13 protein-coding genes and 1 pseudogene are annotated in these 15622 nt (G+C 72.1%); 10 read left to right on the top strand and 4 right to left on the bottom strand.

Annotated features, from left to right (window positions below; genetic code table 11):
* The first annotated feature begins 44 nt into the window (after positions 1-44).
* The 5 genes and pseudogenes from ppdK to NE235_RS15245 all read left to right on the top strand — a co-directional run bounded on the left by ppdK (position 45) and on the right by NE235_RS15245 (position 6061).
* Positions 45-2705: a pyruvate, phosphate dikinase gene (gene ppdK / locus NE235_RS15260; RefSeq protein WP_252803215.1), complete on the top strand. Its 2661-nt coding sequence runs from the start codon at positions 45-47 to the stop codon at positions 2703-2705.
* A gap of 33 nt (positions 2706-2738) precedes the next feature.
* Positions 2739-3728 carry a YdcF family protein gene (locus tag NE235_RS38175; protein ID WP_252803213.1) on the top strand — a complete coding sequence of 330 codons (990 nt, stop codon included), beginning with the start codon at positions 2739-2741 and terminating at the stop codon, positions 3726-3728.
* Positions 3729-3776: 48 nt separating this feature from the next.
* Complete coding sequence (locus NE235_RS15250) at positions 3777-4196, top strand: PPOX class F420-dependent oxidoreductase (RefSeq protein WP_252803211.1); 420 nt, start codon at positions 3777-3779, stop codon at positions 4194-4196.
* 410 nt (positions 4197-4606) lie between these two features.
* Positions 4607-4852: pseudogene (locus NE235_RS37380) on the top strand (cellulose binding domain-containing protein); the annotation flags it as partial.
* 78 nt (positions 4853-4930) lie between these two features.
* Positions 4931-6061 carry a fibronectin type III domain-containing protein gene (locus tag NE235_RS15245; protein ID WP_406567590.1) on the top strand — a complete coding sequence of 377 codons (1131 nt, stop codon included), beginning with the start codon at positions 4931-4933 and terminating at the stop codon, positions 6059-6061.
* Positions 6062-6215: 154 nt separating this feature from the next.
* On the opposite strand, the gene NE235_RS15240 is transcribed toward NE235_RS15245, so the two are convergent.
* Complete coding sequence (locus NE235_RS15240) at positions 6216-6875, bottom strand: TetR/AcrR family transcriptional regulator (protein WP_252803208.1); 660 nt, start codon at positions 6873-6875, stop codon at positions 6216-6218.
* A 105-nt stretch (positions 6876-6980) separates the two neighbouring features.
* Here NE235_RS15240 and NE235_RS15235 point away from each other — a divergent pair, with 105 nt between their 5' ends.
* Entirely contained in the window at positions 6981-7919 is a 939-nt protein-coding gene (locus NE235_RS15235; protein WP_252803206.1) for an alpha/beta hydrolase, read from the top strand.
* 48 nt (positions 7920-7967) lie between these two features.
* Here NE235_RS15235 and NE235_RS15230 read toward each other — a convergent pair whose 3' ends face one another.
* Together NE235_RS15230 and NE235_RS15225 are read right to left on the bottom strand one after the other, a co-directional pair.
* Positions 7968-9506: a M48 family metallopeptidase gene (locus NE235_RS15230; RefSeq protein WP_252803204.1), complete on the bottom strand. Its 1539-nt coding sequence runs from the start codon at positions 9504-9506 to the stop codon at positions 7968-7970.
* A gap of 73 nt (positions 9507-9579) precedes the next feature.
* On the bottom strand, positions 9580-10083 hold the full coding sequence (locus NE235_RS15225; protein WP_252803203.1) for an NUDIX hydrolase: 504 nt from the start codon (positions 10081-10083) through the stop codon (positions 9580-9582).
* A gap of 51 nt (positions 10084-10134) precedes the next feature.
* On the opposite strand from NE235_RS15225, the gene NE235_RS15220 reads away from it, so the two are divergent.
* The 4 genes from NE235_RS15220 (at position 10135) to NE235_RS15205 (ending at position 14168) form a co-directional block, all read left to right on the top strand.
* Positions 10135-11400, top strand: a complete 1266-nt coding sequence (locus NE235_RS15220) for a deoxyguanosinetriphosphate triphosphohydrolase (RefSeq protein ID WP_252803201.1) — start codon at positions 10135-10137, stop codon at positions 11398-11400.
* Between the two features lie 115 nt (positions 11401-11515).
* A complete protein-coding gene (locus tag NE235_RS15215) occupies positions 11516-12751 on the top strand; it encodes an NAD(P)/FAD-dependent oxidoreductase (protein WP_252803198.1) in 1236 nt (411 codons plus the stop codon).
* Between the two features lie 22 nt (positions 12752-12773).
* Positions 12774-13634 carry an RNA polymerase sigma factor SigJ gene (gene sigJ, locus NE235_RS15210; protein ID WP_252803196.1) on the top strand — a complete coding sequence of 287 codons (861 nt, stop codon included), beginning with the start codon at positions 12774-12776 and terminating at the stop codon, positions 13632-13634.
* A gap of 93 nt (positions 13635-13727) precedes the next feature.
* On the top strand, positions 13728-14168 hold the full coding sequence (locus NE235_RS15205) for a carboxymuconolactone decarboxylase family protein (protein WP_252803194.1): 441 nt from the start codon (positions 13728-13730) through the stop codon (positions 14166-14168).
* A 96-nt stretch (positions 14169-14264) separates the two neighbouring features.
* On the opposite strand, the gene NE235_RS15200 is transcribed toward NE235_RS15205, so the two are convergent.
* Positions 14265-15533 (bottom strand): ABC transporter ATP-binding protein, encoded by a 1269-nt coding sequence (locus NE235_RS15200; protein ID WP_252803192.1) that lies wholly within the window; start codon positions 15531-15533, stop codon positions 14265-14267.
* Between the last annotated feature and the right edge of the window lie 89 nt (positions 15534-15622).

Here is a 15622-nt window from a genome sequence, read left to right as displayed (position 1 = left end):
AGAGTCGCCGCATTCAGCGTGGACCGGAGGGAAAAGAGTCTCCCATGCCGAAGTACGTGTTCGACTTCACCGAGGGCAACAAGGACCTGAAAGACCTGCTGGGGGGCAAAGGCGCGAACCTGGCGGAGATGACGAATCTCGGGCTTCCCGTACCGCCGGGGTTCACGATCACCACCGAGGCCTGCCGGCACTACCTCGAGCACGGAGCCGTTCCGGACGGCCTGGACCAGGAGATCGACCGCTACCTCGGCGCGCTCGAGCGGCAGATGGGCAAGCGGCTCGGGCAGGCCGACGATCCGCTGCTGGTCAGCGTACGATCCGGCGCGAAATTCTCGATGCCGGGAATGATGGAGACCGTCCTCAACGTCGGGCTCAACGACGAGTCGGTGCACGGGCTCGCCGAACGCGCCGGGGACGAGCGGTTCGCCTGGGACTCCTACCGGCGGCTCATCCAGATGTTCGGCAAGACGGTCCTCGGTATCGACGGCGAGCACTTCGAGGACGCCCTGGAGGACGCCAAACGCGCGAAGGGCGTCGATGACGACCTCGACCTGGACGCCGCCGATTTCAAGGGCCTCGTCCAGACGTTCAAGGGCATCGTCCGCGAACACGCCGGCCGCGACTTCCCCACCGATCCGCGCGAGCAGATGGACCTGGCGGTCAAGGCGGTGTTCGAGTCCTGGAACGCCCCGCGCGCCATCCTCTACCGCCGCCAGGAGCGCATCCCCGCCGACCTGGGCACCGCCGTCAACATCGTCGCGATGGTCTTCGGCAACCTGGGCATGGACTCCGGCACCGGCGTCGCCTTCACCCGCGACCCGGCCAGCGGCCACCAGGGCATCTACGGCGACTACCTGCAGAACGCCCAGGGCGAGGACGTCGTCGCCGGCATCCGCAACACCGTCCCGCTGGCGGACCTGGAGCAGATCGACAAGCGCTCCTACGACGAGCTCCTGCAGATCATGGAGACGCTGGAGAACCACTACCGCGACCTGTGCGACATCGAGTTCACCATCGAGCGCGGCAAGCTGTGGATGCTGCAGACCCGCGTCGGCAAGCGGACCGCCGCCGCGGCGTTCCGCATCGCCTGCCAGCTCGTCGAGCAGGGGCTCATCGACGAGGACGAGGCCGTCAGCCGGGTCACCGGCGACCAGCTCGTCCAGCTGATGTTCCCGCGCTTCGCCGACGACGCGAAGGCCGAGAAGATCGCCCAGGGCATGAACGCCTCGCCGGGCGCGGCGGTCGGCAAGGCCGTCTTCTCCTCCGCCCGCGCCGTCGAACTGGCCGAGCGGGGCGAGGACGTCATCCTCATCCGCAGGGAGACCAATCCCGACGACCTCGACGGCATGATCGCGGCCCGCGGCATCCTCACCTCTCGCGGCGGGAAGACCTCGCACGCCGCCGTCGTCGCGCGCGGGATGGGCAAGACCTGCGTCTGCGGAGCCGAGGAGCTCGAGGTCGACGTACGGGCCGGGAAGATCACCGCGCCCGGCGGCGTGACGATCTCCGAGGGCGACGTCATCTCGATCGACGGGTCCTCCGGCGCCGTCTACCTCGGCGAGGTCCCCGTCGTCGACTCCCCGGTGGTGCAGTACTTCGAGGGGACGCTGCCGGTCGAGGACGGCGACGAACTGGTCGGATCCGTCCACCGGATCATGACCCACGCGGACACGCGCCGCCGTCTCGACGTGCGCGCCAACGCGGACACGGCCGCCGACGCGGCGCGGGCCCGGCGGTTCGGCGCGAAGGGGATCGGCCTGTGCCGCACCGAGCACATGTTCCTCGGCGACCGGCGGCAGCTCGTCGAGGACCTCATCCTCGCCGAGACCGAGAAGGAACGGCAGGCCGCGCTCGACGCGCTCAAGCCGCTGCAGAAGCGGGACTTCGCCGAGATCTTCGAGGCGATGGACGGCAGCCCGGTCACGATCCGGCTGATCGACCCTCCGCTGCACGAGTTCCTGCCCGACCTGACCGAGCTGTCGGTCAAGGTCGCCACCGGAGACGCCTCCGACGACGAGTGCCGGCTCCTCGACGCCGTACGCCGGCTGCACGAGGAGAACCCGATGCTCGGCCTGCGCGGCGTACGCCTCGGCGTCGTCATCCCGGGCCTGTTCGCCATGCAGGTCAGCGCGATCGCCGAGGCGGCGGCGGAGCAGAAGGCCGCCGGCCGCGACCCGCGCCCGGAAATCATGATCCCGCTGGTCGTCGCGGTCCAGGAGCTGGAACTGATCCGGGACCAGGCGGAGGAGGTGCTGCGGGAGGCCGGTGTCGACGCGCCGATCGGCACCATGATCGAGTTGCCGCGCGCCGCGCTCACGGCGGGGCAGATCGCCGAGGCGGCGGAGTTCTTCTCCTTCGGCACCAACGACCTCACCCAGACGACCTGGGGCTTCTCCCGCGACGACGTGGAGGCGGCGTTCTTCAGCCGCTACCTGGAGCTGGGCATCTTCGGGGTGTCCCCGTTCGAGACCCTCGACGTGGACGGCGTCGGACGGCTCGTACGGGTGGCCGCCGAGGAGGGCCGCAGGACCCGTCCGGACCTCAAGCTCGGCATCTGCGGCGAGCACGGCGGTGACCCGGACTCGGTCCACTTCTTCCACGAGGCCGGCCTGGACTACGTGTCCTGCTCGCCGTTCCGGGTCCCGGTCGCGCGGCTGGAGGCCGGCCGGGCGGCTATACAGTCGTCGGAGAGTGACAGCCGCTGAACCACCGACCCGGTCGAGCGCGTCTAAAGGGTCGTGCGAGACGGAGGAGCGATCACCGAGCGTTCTGACGGCGGCGAGCCGACGGTCGAGTTCGGCCGGGATGCCACGGGCGTCCCGGCCGGACCGGCGCGGACCCGCAACGACCTGCCTCAGTGGCGGCCGGACCCCACACGACAGGATCTGCCCACCCGGCGCCGCGACGGCGAGGGCCCTGGCGACGACGAGACGGCCGGCCCCGAGCCGGGCGACGACGAGGCGGCCGGCTCCGAGCAGGGCGATGGCGAGGCGGCCCGGGACGACCGGACGAGCGTCCTCGAGCGGCCGCGCGAGTCCGCGGACCGGCGCGCCGGGGTCGAACCCGCCGGCGGCGGCCCGGGCGAGGACGGCTCCGCGAGCGATCGGCCGCGCCGGCGTTCCCGCTGGCGGTGGGTGCGGCGGGTGGTCTACCTGCTGCTCGCCCTGATCATCGGGACGCCGCTGTTCGCAGGCTTCCGCGTCTGGTACGTCGCGCGGCAGGACGACCACCGGCACTCCGACGCGATCATCGTGCTCGGCGCGGCCCAGTACAACGGCAGGCCCGGGTCCGTGCTCGAATGGCGGCTGACGCACGCCCTGAAGCTCTACCGCGAGGGCGTGGCCCCGCACATCGTCACCGTCGGCGGCAACCGGCCCGGGGACGACTACACCGAGGCCGGCACCGGCAAGGCGTGGCTGAGCCGGCACGGCGTGCCGAACGACCGGATCGTCGCGGTGGGCAGCGGCAGCGACACCCTGCAGAGCATGATCGACGTGGGGAAGGCGTACAAGCGGCGGGGCTGGCATACGGCCGTCATCGTCACCGACCCCTGGCACGCGCTCCGCTCCCGGACGATGGCCGGCGACAACGGGATCAAGGCGGTCACCTCGCCGACCCGCAGCGGGCCCACCGTCGGCAGCCGGGACACCCAGTTCCACTACATCGTCCGTGAGACGGGCGGCTACCTCTGGTACGTCTTCATCGGCCGGTGGCGCGGCGACTCCTGACCCCTCCGAGGTTGACCTCAAGCGTGGTTCAGCTTCTAGCCTCGGAGCATGATCTTCACTGACAGGGAACGCGCGTATCTGGCCGGGCAGGGCCTCGGCCGCCTGGCGACCGTCGCCGCCGACGGGGCCGTCCAGGTGCGGCCGGTCGGCTTCCGCCTCAACGAGGACGACACGATCGACATCGGCGGTCCGAACCTGAGCGGCAGCCAGAAGTACCGCAACGTCCAGGCCAATCCGGTGGTGGCGTTCGTCGTCGACGACATGACGCCCGACGAGCCGGGTGCGGTCAGGCCCGGCTGGGGCCGTGGCGTCGAGATCCGGGGCCGCGCCGAGACCCTCGCCGTCGAGGAGCCGCCCCTGGCGCCGGGCTTCTTCAGCAACGAGGTCATCCGCATCCATCCCCGGAGGGTCAACAGCTGGCACCTCGATCCGGAGCAGCCCGACCTCAACGCCCGGGACGTCGACTGAGACGGCGGGTTACGGGCCGCCCGAATCATCCTTTCGGTCGAATCTGGCGCCGCCTCGTCCGGGCGCTGACGAGCGGCCCGCCGGAGCGTAGGAGTAACAGACAAGAAACTTTCTTAAGAGTATTGACGGTTCCGGTTCCCATCGGGCTTACTCGAACCGACTGCCGCTGAAGGTGAAGGCGCAGGCGGAAGCCTCCGGGGGCTCGCCCGACGACCAGCGACAGGGTACTGACCGCGCGACCCCGCCCGCGCCTGTGCGCGGGCGCCCGCAAGGAGGACCCGTGCGTGTTCACCCGCGTGCCCTGACCACCCTCGCCGTCTGTCTCCTCGTGCTCGGCGCCCTGACCGCCGGGCGCGCCCACGCCGCCGGATCGCTCACCGCCGCGTTCGCCAAGACCGTCCGACTGGGGGAGCGGCTACCAGGCCCAGTTCACGATCACGAACGGCGGCACCTCCGCCGCCGGCGGCTGGACGGTGGCGTTCGACCTGCCACCGGGTTCGTCGGTGGGCACCTACTGGGACGCGCTGCTCACTCAGTCGGGGTCGCACTACACGTTCAAGAACCGGGACTACAACGCCTCCGTCCCGGCGGGCGGGTCGGTGTCGTTCGGATTCGTGGCGTCGGGCGCCGGCACGCCGACGGGCTGCACGCTGAACGGCGCGGCCTGTACCGGCGGCGGAGGAGGCGGTGGCGGCTCGGACACCCAGCCGCCCAGCGCACCCACCGGTCTCCGCGTGACCGGGCACAGCGCCTCCAGCGTCTCGCTGTCCTGGACGGCCTCGACGGACGACGTCGGAGTGACCGGCTATGAGGTCTACCAGGGTCCGTCCCTGGCCACGACCGTCTCCGGGACCAGCGCCACCGTGTCGGGCCTGGCCGCCTCGACGTCGTACTCCTTCACGGTGCGGGCCAAGGACGCGGCCGGGAACCTCTCGGCCTACAGCGCCGCGGTCGGCGCCACCACCGACGGCAACGGCGGCGGGGGCGGTGGCACCGGCGGCGGCCGGTTCTCGCCGTACGTCGACATCACGATGGCCACCCCGACGCTGAAGGACGTGGCGACGGCGACGGGCCAGAAGCACTTCACCCTCGCCTTCGCGCTCGCCGACAGCACCGGGTGCAACCCGTCGTGGGGCGGCACGATCCCGTTGAACGACGCGCGCGTCATCGGCGAGGTCGACGACCTCAAGGGCGTCGGCGGTGACGTCACGGTCGCGACCGGCGGCGCGCTCGGGCCGTACCTGGAGAACACCTGCGGGAGCTCCGCCGCGCTGCTCGCCGCCTACAAGAAGGCGCTCGACGCCGTCGGCGGCAACCGCCTCGACGTGGACGTCGAGGCGTCCATCCCGGTCGCGCAGGTCAACACCGCCCTGAAGCAGCTGCAGAGCGAACGCGGCACCGCCGTCACGTACACGTTGCGCGTGCAGTCCTCGGACTACGGCGTCGACCCGTTCTCGGTGCAGATCCTGCAGGACGCCGCATCCCGCGGCCTCAACGTCACCGTCAACCCGATGCTGATGGACTTCGGGTACTCCGGATCGTGGGGCGACGCCCTGATCGCCGCGGCGAACTCCACGCTCGGGCAGATGAGGCAGGTCTGGCCCGGCAAGAGCGACGCCGAGCTCAAGGGCATGCTCGGCCTCACTCCGATGATCGGTAAGAACGACACCGGCCCGGTCACCACGCAGGACATCGCCCGCCAGGTGCTGAGCTACGCCCAGGCCAACCACGTCGGGTCCATCGGCTTCTGGTCCGTCGGCCGGGACAACGGCGGCTGCCCGAACGGCTCCGTCTCCCCGACCTGCAGCGGGATCGGCCAGAGCACGTACGAGTTCACCGACATCTTCAAGAACTTCACCGGATGAAGCCGTCTTGACCTGCTCGGATACCGGCTGGCGGCCCTGATCCCAGTCCCTCGGGGGACAGGGAGGGCGCATGGCGTACGGCGGTCATCGAGCCGACCGGCGTTGAGCGGCGACGCCCCCGGAAGGCTCGGTCGATCGCCGTACGCGTGCGTTCTCAGCGATCGGCGGACCGCGAAGCCTGAGCCGCCGCGACGCGGTCGGCGATGTGGTCGATGACCACGTTGACCGCGCGGCGGTACGGGGTGGCGTCTCGGTTCACCTGCGACAGGAGCATGCCGCCTTGGATCGCGGCCAGCAGCGCGACCGCAAGCGCCGAAACGTCCTCGTCAGGTCCGAGGTCGCCGCGCTCGCGCATGCGGGCAAGCCCGGATTCGATCGCCGCCTGCCACGCGGCGAATCCCGTGGCCAGGCCGAGGCGGGCCGAGGGGTCGAGGTCCGACAGCTCGCTCGCGAGCGAGCCGATCTCACACCCTCCGGCGCAGTGCACCGCGTCCAGCCGGACGGCGGCGCGCTCACACCATTCACGCAATGCGTCGATGCTGTCGAGGTGGTCGAGCAGGGGCCGCTGCTGTTCGAGCTTCACGGTGCTCTGGTACTCGATCACCGCCGCCGTGAGGCCCTTCTTGTCGCCGAAGTAGTGATAGATCTGCGAGGCGCTCACCTGAGCACGACGTTGCACGTCGGGGATGCTCGTGCCGGCGACGCCCTGCTCGAACATCAGCTCGGCGGCGGCGCGCAGGATGCGGTCTCGCGTGCGACGGCCGCCCTCGGTGCTCGCCGCCTTGGCCCGGGTCCCGGCACTGCGCGTCTGCATGAGGGTCAGCCTACCGAACATTGGAATTGACTTTCCAATCTCGCGCTTCCTACGGTTGGAGTGTCCATTCCAAGATCGCTTCAGTGTCCGCGAAAGGCGCAGCTCATGGCCCTCGACCCCCATATCAAGACCGTGCTCGACGACCTGGCCTCGACCCCCGCGCCCGCACCCAACACCCTCACCGTGGCGGAGAACCGCGCCGCAGGCCTTGCGTTCGCCTCGTTCGCCGGTGACGTCGTCCCGGTGCGCGAGGTTCGCGACACGACCTTCCGCAACGGCGACCATGACGTCCCGATCCGCATCTACACACCCGAGACGATCCCGACGGGCTCGCCCGCTCCGGTGACGGTGTTCTTCCACGGCGGCGGCTGGGTGTTCGGCGACCTCGACAGCCAGGACCACTACGCCAGGGTCGTCGCAACGCGGTCGAAGACCGTCGTCGTCTCCGTCGACTACCGCCTGGCGCCAGAGCATCGCTTCCCGGGAGCCGTCGAAGACGCCTACGCGGCGCTGCAGTGGGCCGAGCGGAACGCGGACACCTTCGGCGCCGATCCGGAGCGCATCGCCCTGTTCGGAGAGAGCGCAGGAGGCAACCTCGCCGCCGTCACCACGCAGGAGGCGAAGCGACGCGGCGGACCGGCCGTCACCTTCCAGGCCCTCGCCTATCCCGCGACCGACCGTTTCGACGACAGCGCGTCGATGTACGACAACGCCGCCGGCCCCCTGCTGACGCGCCCTTGGCTCGAGTGGTTCTGGGGCGTCTACCTGAACACCCCCGACGAGGGCGCCGACCCCCGCGTCTCCCCGCTGCGCGCGGACGACCTCACCGGGCTCCCGGCCGCGTTCATCGTCACCGCCGAACTCGACCCACTACGCGACCAGGCCATCCGGTACGCGGACGCTCTCCGCGCGGCGGGGGTGCCGGTGACGCACCGACCGGTCGGGGGAGTGCCCCACGCGTTCCTGTCCTTCACCCGCGACGTCCAGGTCTCGCGCGACGTGCTGAACGAGATCGGCGACGCCATCGGCGCGGCCTTCGCGTGATGGCGGGCCACCGCCGGACCCGCGAACGCCGCCGAAGATCATCGCTGCTCAGCGAAGAGGACCGGGGCCGGGCGCCATTCCGCCGGGGGCCGCGCCGGCCGGGATCGGTTCGGGCATCGGGGCGGCGGCCGGGGTGATGCCCACCCGGAGCAGGCCCTCGTACAGGGCGTTGACCTGGCCGGGATCGTCGACCGCCCGCCGTACGAGGTCGGTCAGGTCGATCTCGGCGCCGCCGGTGTCGCGCAGGCGGGCGACCTCGGACCAGGAGAAGACGTAACGGGCGCGGCCCGCCTGGATGAGCAGCCCCTCGAAGGCGCGGGCGACGACGCGCGCCACGAGCGCGGGGGTGTCATCGTCCTGCCAGCCCGCCATCCGGAGGCGGGTGCCGAGGTCACCGGCGCCGCCTCCGGCGAGGATCCGCAGCACCGTGTCGACCGTCGGCTGCGGCGTGTTCGCCGCCTGCGCGGCGGCGGTGAAGACGTCCTTCATCGCCTCGGCGTTCGCTCCGGCGTACAGGCCGCGCTCGACGATCTGCGGCCAGTCCAGGACGGGCAGGCGCAGCGCCTCCCCGGTGAGCATCGACGCCTGCGTCGCCAGCGCGGCGCGCTGCGGATCGGCGAGCAGCGCCAGCGCCGGGCGGGGGTCGGGACGGGCGGCCGGCTCCGGCAGCGTCGCGATCGCCGCGAGGCGCTCGGCCAGGCTCGGGTGCGAGTCGTACGGCGAGCGCTCCTCGGGTGCGTTCACCACCTTGGCGAGCTCCTCCTGCCGGCTCGGCTCCCGCAGCAGCGTGAAGAACCCCGCGAACAGGTCCGCGGGGCGGGCCTGGGCGGGCCCGATCAGCGCGCAGTAGGAGGCGAGGTAGAAGTTCCAGGCCGCCGCGCTCGCGCGTACCTTCCGCAGGGCCTCGCCCATCGGCCGCCGCCCGGAGATCGCCACGGCGGCGGCGTCGGCCTCCAGCTCCTGCCGCCGCGACACCGCCTGCGACACCCGCAGGTACAGCGTCGCGTACAGCAGGAACATCGTGCGGATGATCGGGTGGTTGCGCAGCCGTTCGATCGTGCCGATCAGCGAGGTACGGCCCCGGTAGGTGATGCCGCCGAGGCGGGTGTGCGATCCGCCGTAGTGCCCGAGCTCGTGGCAGAGCACCGCGCGCATCTCGTCGGCGTCGAGGCTGAGCATGAGCGGCATGCCGATGTACATGTACCGCCGCCCGGGGACGAGACCCAGGAGCCGGGTGTTCTCGCTGACGGCGGCGTTGACGTCGGGGACGAGGCGGATCTCGTCGGGCACGCGGGTCCTGACCTGGTGGGCGAGCTCGGTGACCGTGCGCCACAGCTCCGGCTCGTCGCGGGGCGTCACCGCGACGCCGGGCTGCTCCTCGTGCTTGTGGCGGCCGACGACGAAGACGCCGCGCAGCATCGCCAGGACGCCGAAGGTGGCCAGCGCCGCGACCTTGAACCCGCCCGCGTGACCGTACTTCACCGCGTAGAAGTCGAGGAAGACCGTGCCGACGGTGATGGCGGCGACGAGCACGTAGAAGCCGGCGAGCAGGACGACGGCGACCGCGGCGCGGAACGTGGTGAGCATGAGCGGGCCTCGGGAGATACGGACGGGGGAACAGGACCCTAACCCGCCGCGGCCGTTCCGCGGAACGGCCGGGTCAGTGGTGCCAGGGCAGCAGGACGGGCTCGGCCGGGCGACGGCCGGCGACGAGGTCCCGCAGCAGCGGCACGAGCCCGAAGGGATAGACCGCCTCCGTGGTGGCGGCCAGCTCGTCCACGGTCCACCACCGGTGCCCGCTGAAGTGCTTGACCTCGTAGGGCTGGAGACCGCCGGTGTCGACCTCGTGCGCGGTGACCCGGTGGAGGAAGAAGTCGTCGCGGAACAGGCCCTTCGCCCAGCTGAACTCCGCGTACCCGGACGTCGTCGCGACCGGCGTCCCGAGGTCCTCCGGGGCGACGACGAGACCGACCTCCTCGCGCAGCTCCCGGGCCGCGGCCTCGTGCAGGGCCTCGCCGTCGTCGACGCCCCCTCCGGGCGTGAGCCAGTAGTGACCGCGCCGGTGGCGGCGGTGGTCGTGAAGGAGGCGGAGCAGCAGGACGCGGTCGGCGTCGTCGAGCAGGAGCACGCGGGCGCTGCGGCGCCGGTACGGTCCGTCGGGCATGCCCGCACTCTAAAGGGTGAAGGAAGACCGGCGGGATACGCTCGAACTCCGATGACCGCTTACACCGAGCACGACACGGCGCGCTGGGCGCCCGAGCCGCCGAAACGGCGCGGCCGCACGCCGTTCGAGCGGGACCGGGCCCGGGTGCTGCACAGCGCGGCGCTGCGCCGCCTGGCGGCCAAGACGCAGGTGGTCGAGCCCGCGGCGGGCGACCAGCGCGGCCAGCACAGCCCGCGGACCCGGCTCACCCACTCCCTGGAGTGCGCGCAGATCGGCCGGGAGCTCGGGAAGGCGTTCGGCTGCGACCCCGACCTGGTCGAGGTCGCCTGCCTGTCGCACGACCTCGGCCATCCGCCGTTCGGGCACAACGGCGAGGTGGTGCTCGACGAGGTCGCCGCCGCGTGCGGGGGGTTCGAGGGCAACGCGCAGAGCCTGCGTCTCCTGACCCGGCTGGAGGCCAAGTCGTTCGCGCCGGACGGGCGCAGCGTCGGCCTGAACCTCACCCGCGCGGCGCTCGACGCGGCGATGAAGTACCCCTGGCCGAGGAGCGCGCCGGCCGGCGACGGCGCCAAGTACGGGGCCTACGAGGAGGACCGTGAGGTCTTCGGCTGGATCCGGGACGGGGCTCCGCGCGCGGAGGGCGAGGGCCGCGGCGGCGCGCGGCTCTGCTTCGAGGCGCAGGTCATGGACTGGGCCGACGACGTCGCCTACTCCGCGCACGACCTGGAGGACGGGCTGCACGCCGGGCACATCCGGCTGGAGTGCCTGGCCGACCCGGCCGAACGCCGGGCCGTCTGTGAGCTGACCGCCCGGCTGTACTGCGACGCGGACGTCGCCGAACTCGAGGAACGGTTCACCGAACTGCTAGGCCGGCCGTACTGGCCGCGCGCCTACGACGGCACGCTGCGCGCGGCGGCGGCGCTGAAGAACCTCACGAGCGAGCTGATCGGGAGGTTCTGCCGGGCGACCGAGCGGGCCACGCACGAGGCGTACGGCACCGGGCCGCTCACGCGGTACGCGGGCGACCTGGTCGTGCCGCGCGGGCGGCGGCTGGAGTGCGCCCTGCTCAAGGGGGTCGCGGCGCGGTACGTCATGGGCCGCGCGGACCACGGCGCGCTGCAGGCCCGGCAGCGGGAGATCATCGCCGAGCTGGCCGACGCGATCGGACGGAAGGCCCCGTGGGTCCTCGATCCGGTGTTCCGCGGGTTCTACGCCGAGGCCGCCGACGACCGCGCGCGGCTGCGCGTCGTCGTCGACCAGATCGCCTCGCTCACCGACACCTCCGCGCTCGCCTGGCACCGCGAGCTCCTCGGCTGACGCTTCCCCGCGACACGGCGCCTCCCCGGGCCGACCGGCATCGCGCGCCATGCCTCCCGAGCGCGGTCGCGCGGAGGATACTGGGGCTCACCCTGAGTCGACCGTGGAGGTCCCCATGCCCGAACCCGAGACCTACGTCATCGTCGGAGCGAGCCTGGCGGGCGCGAAGGCCGCCCAGACGCTGCGGGAGGAGGGCTTCACCGGACGCGTGATCCTCATCGGGGAGGAGACTCTGCGGCCGTACGAACGGCCCCCGCTGACCAAGGGCTTCCTGTCCGGCAAGGACCCCTTCGACAAGGCGTATGTCCACGAGGAGTCCTGGTACGCCGACAATGACGTGGAGCTCCGCCTCGGCGTCCGGGTGAGCGGCCTCGACCGCGCCGCCAGGGAGGTCCGGCTCGCCGACGGGGAGCGCGTCGGCTACACCAAGCTGCTCCTCACCACCGGGGCCTCCGCCCGGCGGCCGGCGGTTCCCGGCGCCGACCTCGGCCACGTCCACTACGTACGGGACGCGTCCGACTCCGAGGGGCTCCGCGCGGCACTGGAGCCCGGAGACCGGCGCGTCGCGGTCGTCGGCGCCGGCTGGGTCGGCCTGGAGGCGGCGGCCGCCGCCCGCGCGTACGGCAACGAGGTGCGGGTCATCGCGCCGTCCACGCCGCTGCGCCGGTCGCTCGGCACCGAGCTCGGGGAGGTCTTCGCGGCCCTGCACCGCAGGCACGGCGTCGCGTTCGTCACGGGCGAGGTCGCCAAGATCACCGATTCGTCCGTCGTCACCACCGAGGGAGTGGAGACGCCCGCCGACGTGGTCATCGTCGGGGTGGGCGCCGTGCCGAACACCGCGCTGGCGGAGGAGTCGGGCCTGGAGGTGGACGACGGCATCCTGGTCGACGCGTCGCTGCGCACCTCCGACCCGGACGTCTACGCGGCCGGTGACGTCGCGAAGGCGGACCACCCGCTGCTGGGCCGCCGGATCCGGGTCGAGCACTGGGCGAACGCCCTGAACGGAGGCCCCGCCGCGGCGCGCTCGATGCTGGGCCGGCCGGTTGTGTACGACCGCGTCCCGTACTTCTACACGGACCAGTACGAGTTGGGCATGGAGGCGTCCGGCGCGTGGGCCGGAGCCTACGATCAGGTCGTGTACCGCGGGACCGACCCGGCGGCGTACGTCTCGGGCGACACCGACGAGCTGGAGTTCATCGCGTTCTGGCTGTCGGACGGCAAGGTCGTCGGCGGCATGAACGTCAACGTCTGGGACGTCACCGGGGACGTCCAGGCGCTCATCCGGTCGGGCCGCCCGGTGGACCCCGCGGGGCTCGCCGACCCGGCGGTACCCCTCGGCGATCTGCTCTGACCGGGCCCGGTACCGTCGGCGCGTGACCGACGAGGAGTGGGCGGAACACCGGCCGGCGGTGTTCGGGGTGGCGTACCGGCTGCTCGGCACCGTCGCCGACGCCGAGGACGTCGTGCAGGACGTCTGGCTGCGCGCGGCGGCCGCCGACCTGTCCGAGGTGACGGACCTGCGCGCGTGGCTGGTCACGGTCGCGGCGCGCCGGTCCTACGACGTCCTCCGCTCCGCGCGGGTGCGCCGGGAGACCTACGTCGGGCCCTGGCTGCCGGAACCGCTGCTGACCGGGCCGGACGCCGCCGAACCGGTGCTGGTCGACGAGTCGGTGAGCACCGCGATGCTCCTCGTCATGGAGGAGCTGACGCCGCCGGAGCGGGTCGCGTTCGTCCTGCACGACGTGTTCGGGATGCCGTTCGGCGAGGTGGCGGGCGTGCTCGGCAACAGCCCCGCGGCCAGCCGGCAGCTCGCCTCCCGGGCGCGCCGCAGGGTGGCCGCCGCCGGGGAGCGGCCGCGCGCGACGGGCCCCGAGCGGGAGCGCGTGCTCGCGGCGTTCCGCACGGCGTACGAGACCGGGGACCTGGAGCGGCTGGTGCGGCTGCTGCACCCCGACGCCGTCTACGTCACCGACGGCGGCGGCAAGGTCTCGGCGGCGCGCAAGCTCATCGTCGGCGGCCGCCGGGTGGCCGAGGTGCTGCACCGCGTCCGCGTCCGCCACGCGTTCGGTCACGCCGTCCCCTGCGAGGTCGGCGGCGAGCCGGCCCTGGCGATCCTCCGGGACGGCGCGGTCGCGGCCATCGACACGTTCGACATCACGGCCGATGGGCGGATCCTGGCCGTCCGGCGAGTGATCAATCCGGACAAGCTGGCGCGCGTCGCCCTGCCGGCCTGAATTTTTTTCCGGTCTCCCGTCACACCGGGCGGTGCCGTCTCGTCTCCCTGGTGAAGGAAACGAAGGAACCACCATCGAGAAAGGGACGACGCGATGTCGCGCTTGAACGTCGCCGAACTGGCACCCGAGGTCTACAAGGCCTTCCTCCAGGCGGAGCAGGCGATTCGCCGGGGGCCGCTGAGCGCCACGATCCGTGAGCTCGTCAAGATCCGCGCCTCGCAGATGAACGGCTGCCTCTTCTGCATCGACATGCACACCCACGAGGCGCTCGAACTCGGCGAGAACCTGAACCGGATCATCCAGCTCCCCGCCTGGCGGGAGTCGCGGCTGTACACCGAGGAGGAGCGGGTCGCGCTGGCCTACGCCGAGGCCGCCACCCGCGGGCCCGAGGAGGTCTCCGACGAGATCTGGACCGCGGTGACGGAGGCGTTCAAGCCGGAGGAGGCGGCGTTCCTCGTCGCCCAGGTCGCCCAGATCAACATGTGGAACCGCGTCGCCGGGACGATGCACACCCCGCCGCCGAACCGGGACTGACGCCGCCCGAGGCCGAACCGGGACTGACGCCGCCCGAGGCGGAACCGGCGCGCCGTCCCTGGGGCGGTGCGCCGGCGGGGACGCCCCGCGAAGTGCTCACCGGCGTACGGGGTCGATGCGGCGGCCGTCGTCGCCGAAGAACAGCATGCGGTCGGTGTCGACGGCCAGCCGGATGGCCTGGCCCGCCGACACGCCGGCCCGTGACTCGAGCCGGAACACCACGTCCGACCGGCGGTGGTGACCGTCGTGCTGGACCGGTTGCGGCGCGGGCTCATCGGCCAGGATGCCGGCGGTCCGCAGAAGCCGGCGCAGCACACCCTGCCCGGCGCCGGGCCGCTGTTCCGGACTGGTCCAGGCCGGCTCGTTCTCGTACGGGGCCTCGGCGTCGACGTGCGGCAGGCCGGCCTCCGCGTAGGCGAGCCACTCCGAGCCGTGGAACTCCAGCGCCCGTACCCGGCCCGCGATCAGGCCGTCCGCCGCGGGCCGCAGGGCGTCGGCGCGGACGCCGACCGTGATGTACTTGCCGTGGTGCGACACCAGCGACGGCGACCGCGGGTCGGTCCACGGCAGGACCAGCCGCTGGTTGCCGAGGCCGAGGATGATCCCCTCCTCCTGGTCCGCCCAGAGACCCGTCTTGAAGAGGTTGATCGGCGGAGCGCTCAGGAAGGCCGCCACGAACATGGTGGCGGGATCGTCGTACACCTGCTGCGGGGTGCCGACGTCCTGCAGGACGCCCCGCCGCATGATCGCCAGCCGGTCGGCGAGGGTGAGCGCCTCGGTCTGGTCGTGGGTCACGTACAGCGTGGTGACCCCGAGCGTGTGAACGAGGGCGCCGATCTCCATGCGGAGTTCGGTGCGCAGGCCCGCGTCCAGGTTCGACAGGGGCTCGTCCATCAGGAAGATGCCGGGTTCGCGGATCAGCGCCCGGCCCATCGCGACGCGCTGGCGCTGGCCGCCGGACAGCGTCGAGGGCGAGCGGTCCAGCGTCTCCTCGATGCCGAGCGCCCGCGACAGCTCCACGATGCGCTCGTGGGAGGCCGGGGAGTCGTCCTTGGCGATCTCCAGCGGGAACGAGATGTTGCCCCGGACGTCGCGGTGCGGGTAGAGGGCGCCGTTCTGAAACACCATCGCCACGTCGCGCTCGCGCGGCTGCAGGTGATTGGCGTACTTGCCGCCCAGCCACAGGTCACCGGAGGTGATCTCTTCGAGGCCCGCGACCATGCGCAGCAGCGTGGACTTCCCACAGCCGGACGGGCCGAGCAGCACGAACAGCTCGCCATCGGGCACGCGCAGGCTCACGTCCCGTACGGCGTGGAAACCGTCCGGGTAGACCTTGTTCACCGCGTCGAGGACGACTTCGGTCATACGTCCACCTTGTGTCGCCGGGACGGCAGATGGCGGCCCTCCGTCGCTCGCGCGTGTTCGTCGCGGCCCCCGAACCACTCGATGCCGAG

The sequence above is a fragment of the Actinoallomurus spadix genome (genome assembly GCF_024055725.1).
Classification (GTDB): domain Bacteria; phylum Actinomycetota; class Actinomycetes; order Streptosporangiales; family Streptosporangiaceae; genus Actinoallomurus; species Actinoallomurus spadix.
The sequence above is the reverse complement of the archived record's forward strand: the minus strand, read 5'-3'. Positions and strand labels throughout refer to the sequence as shown.

Coding starts and splice junctions, on each gene's coding strand:
- ppdK (WP_252803215.1), top strand. CDS start 45: ATGCCGAAGTACGTGTTCGACTTCACCGAGGGCAACAAGGACCTGAAA.
- NE235_RS15250 (WP_252803211.1), top strand. CDS start 3,777: ATGATCTTCACTGACAGGGAACGCGCGTATCTGGCCGGGCAGGGCCTC.
- NE235_RS15240 (WP_252803208.1), bottom strand. CDS start 6,875: ATGCAGACGCGCAGTGCCGGGACCCGGGCCAAGGCGGCGAGCACCGAG.
- NE235_RS15235 (WP_252803206.1), top strand. CDS start 6,981: ATGGCCCTCGACCCCCATATCAAGACCGTGCTCGACGACCTGGCCTCG.
- NE235_RS15230 (WP_252803204.1), bottom strand. CDS start 9,506: ATGCTCACCACGTTCCGCGCCGCGGTCGCCGTCGTCCTGCTCGCCGGC.
- NE235_RS15225 (WP_252803203.1), bottom strand. CDS start 10,083: ATGCCCGACGGACCGTACCGGCGCCGCAGCGCCCGCGTGCTCCTGCTC.
- NE235_RS15220 (WP_252803201.1), top strand. CDS start 10,135: ATGACCGCTTACACCGAGCACGACACGGCGCGCTGGGCGCCCGAGCCG.
- NE235_RS15215 (WP_252803198.1), top strand. CDS start 11,516: ATGCCCGAACCCGAGACCTACGTCATCGTCGGAGCGAGCCTGGCGGGC.
- NE235_RS15205 (WP_252803194.1), top strand. CDS start 13,728: ATGTCGCGCTTGAACGTCGCCGAACTGGCACCCGAGGTCTACAAGGCC.
- NE235_RS15200 (WP_252803192.1), bottom strand. CDS start 15,533: ATGACCGAAGTCGTCCTCGACGCGGTGAACAAGGTCTACCCGGACGGT.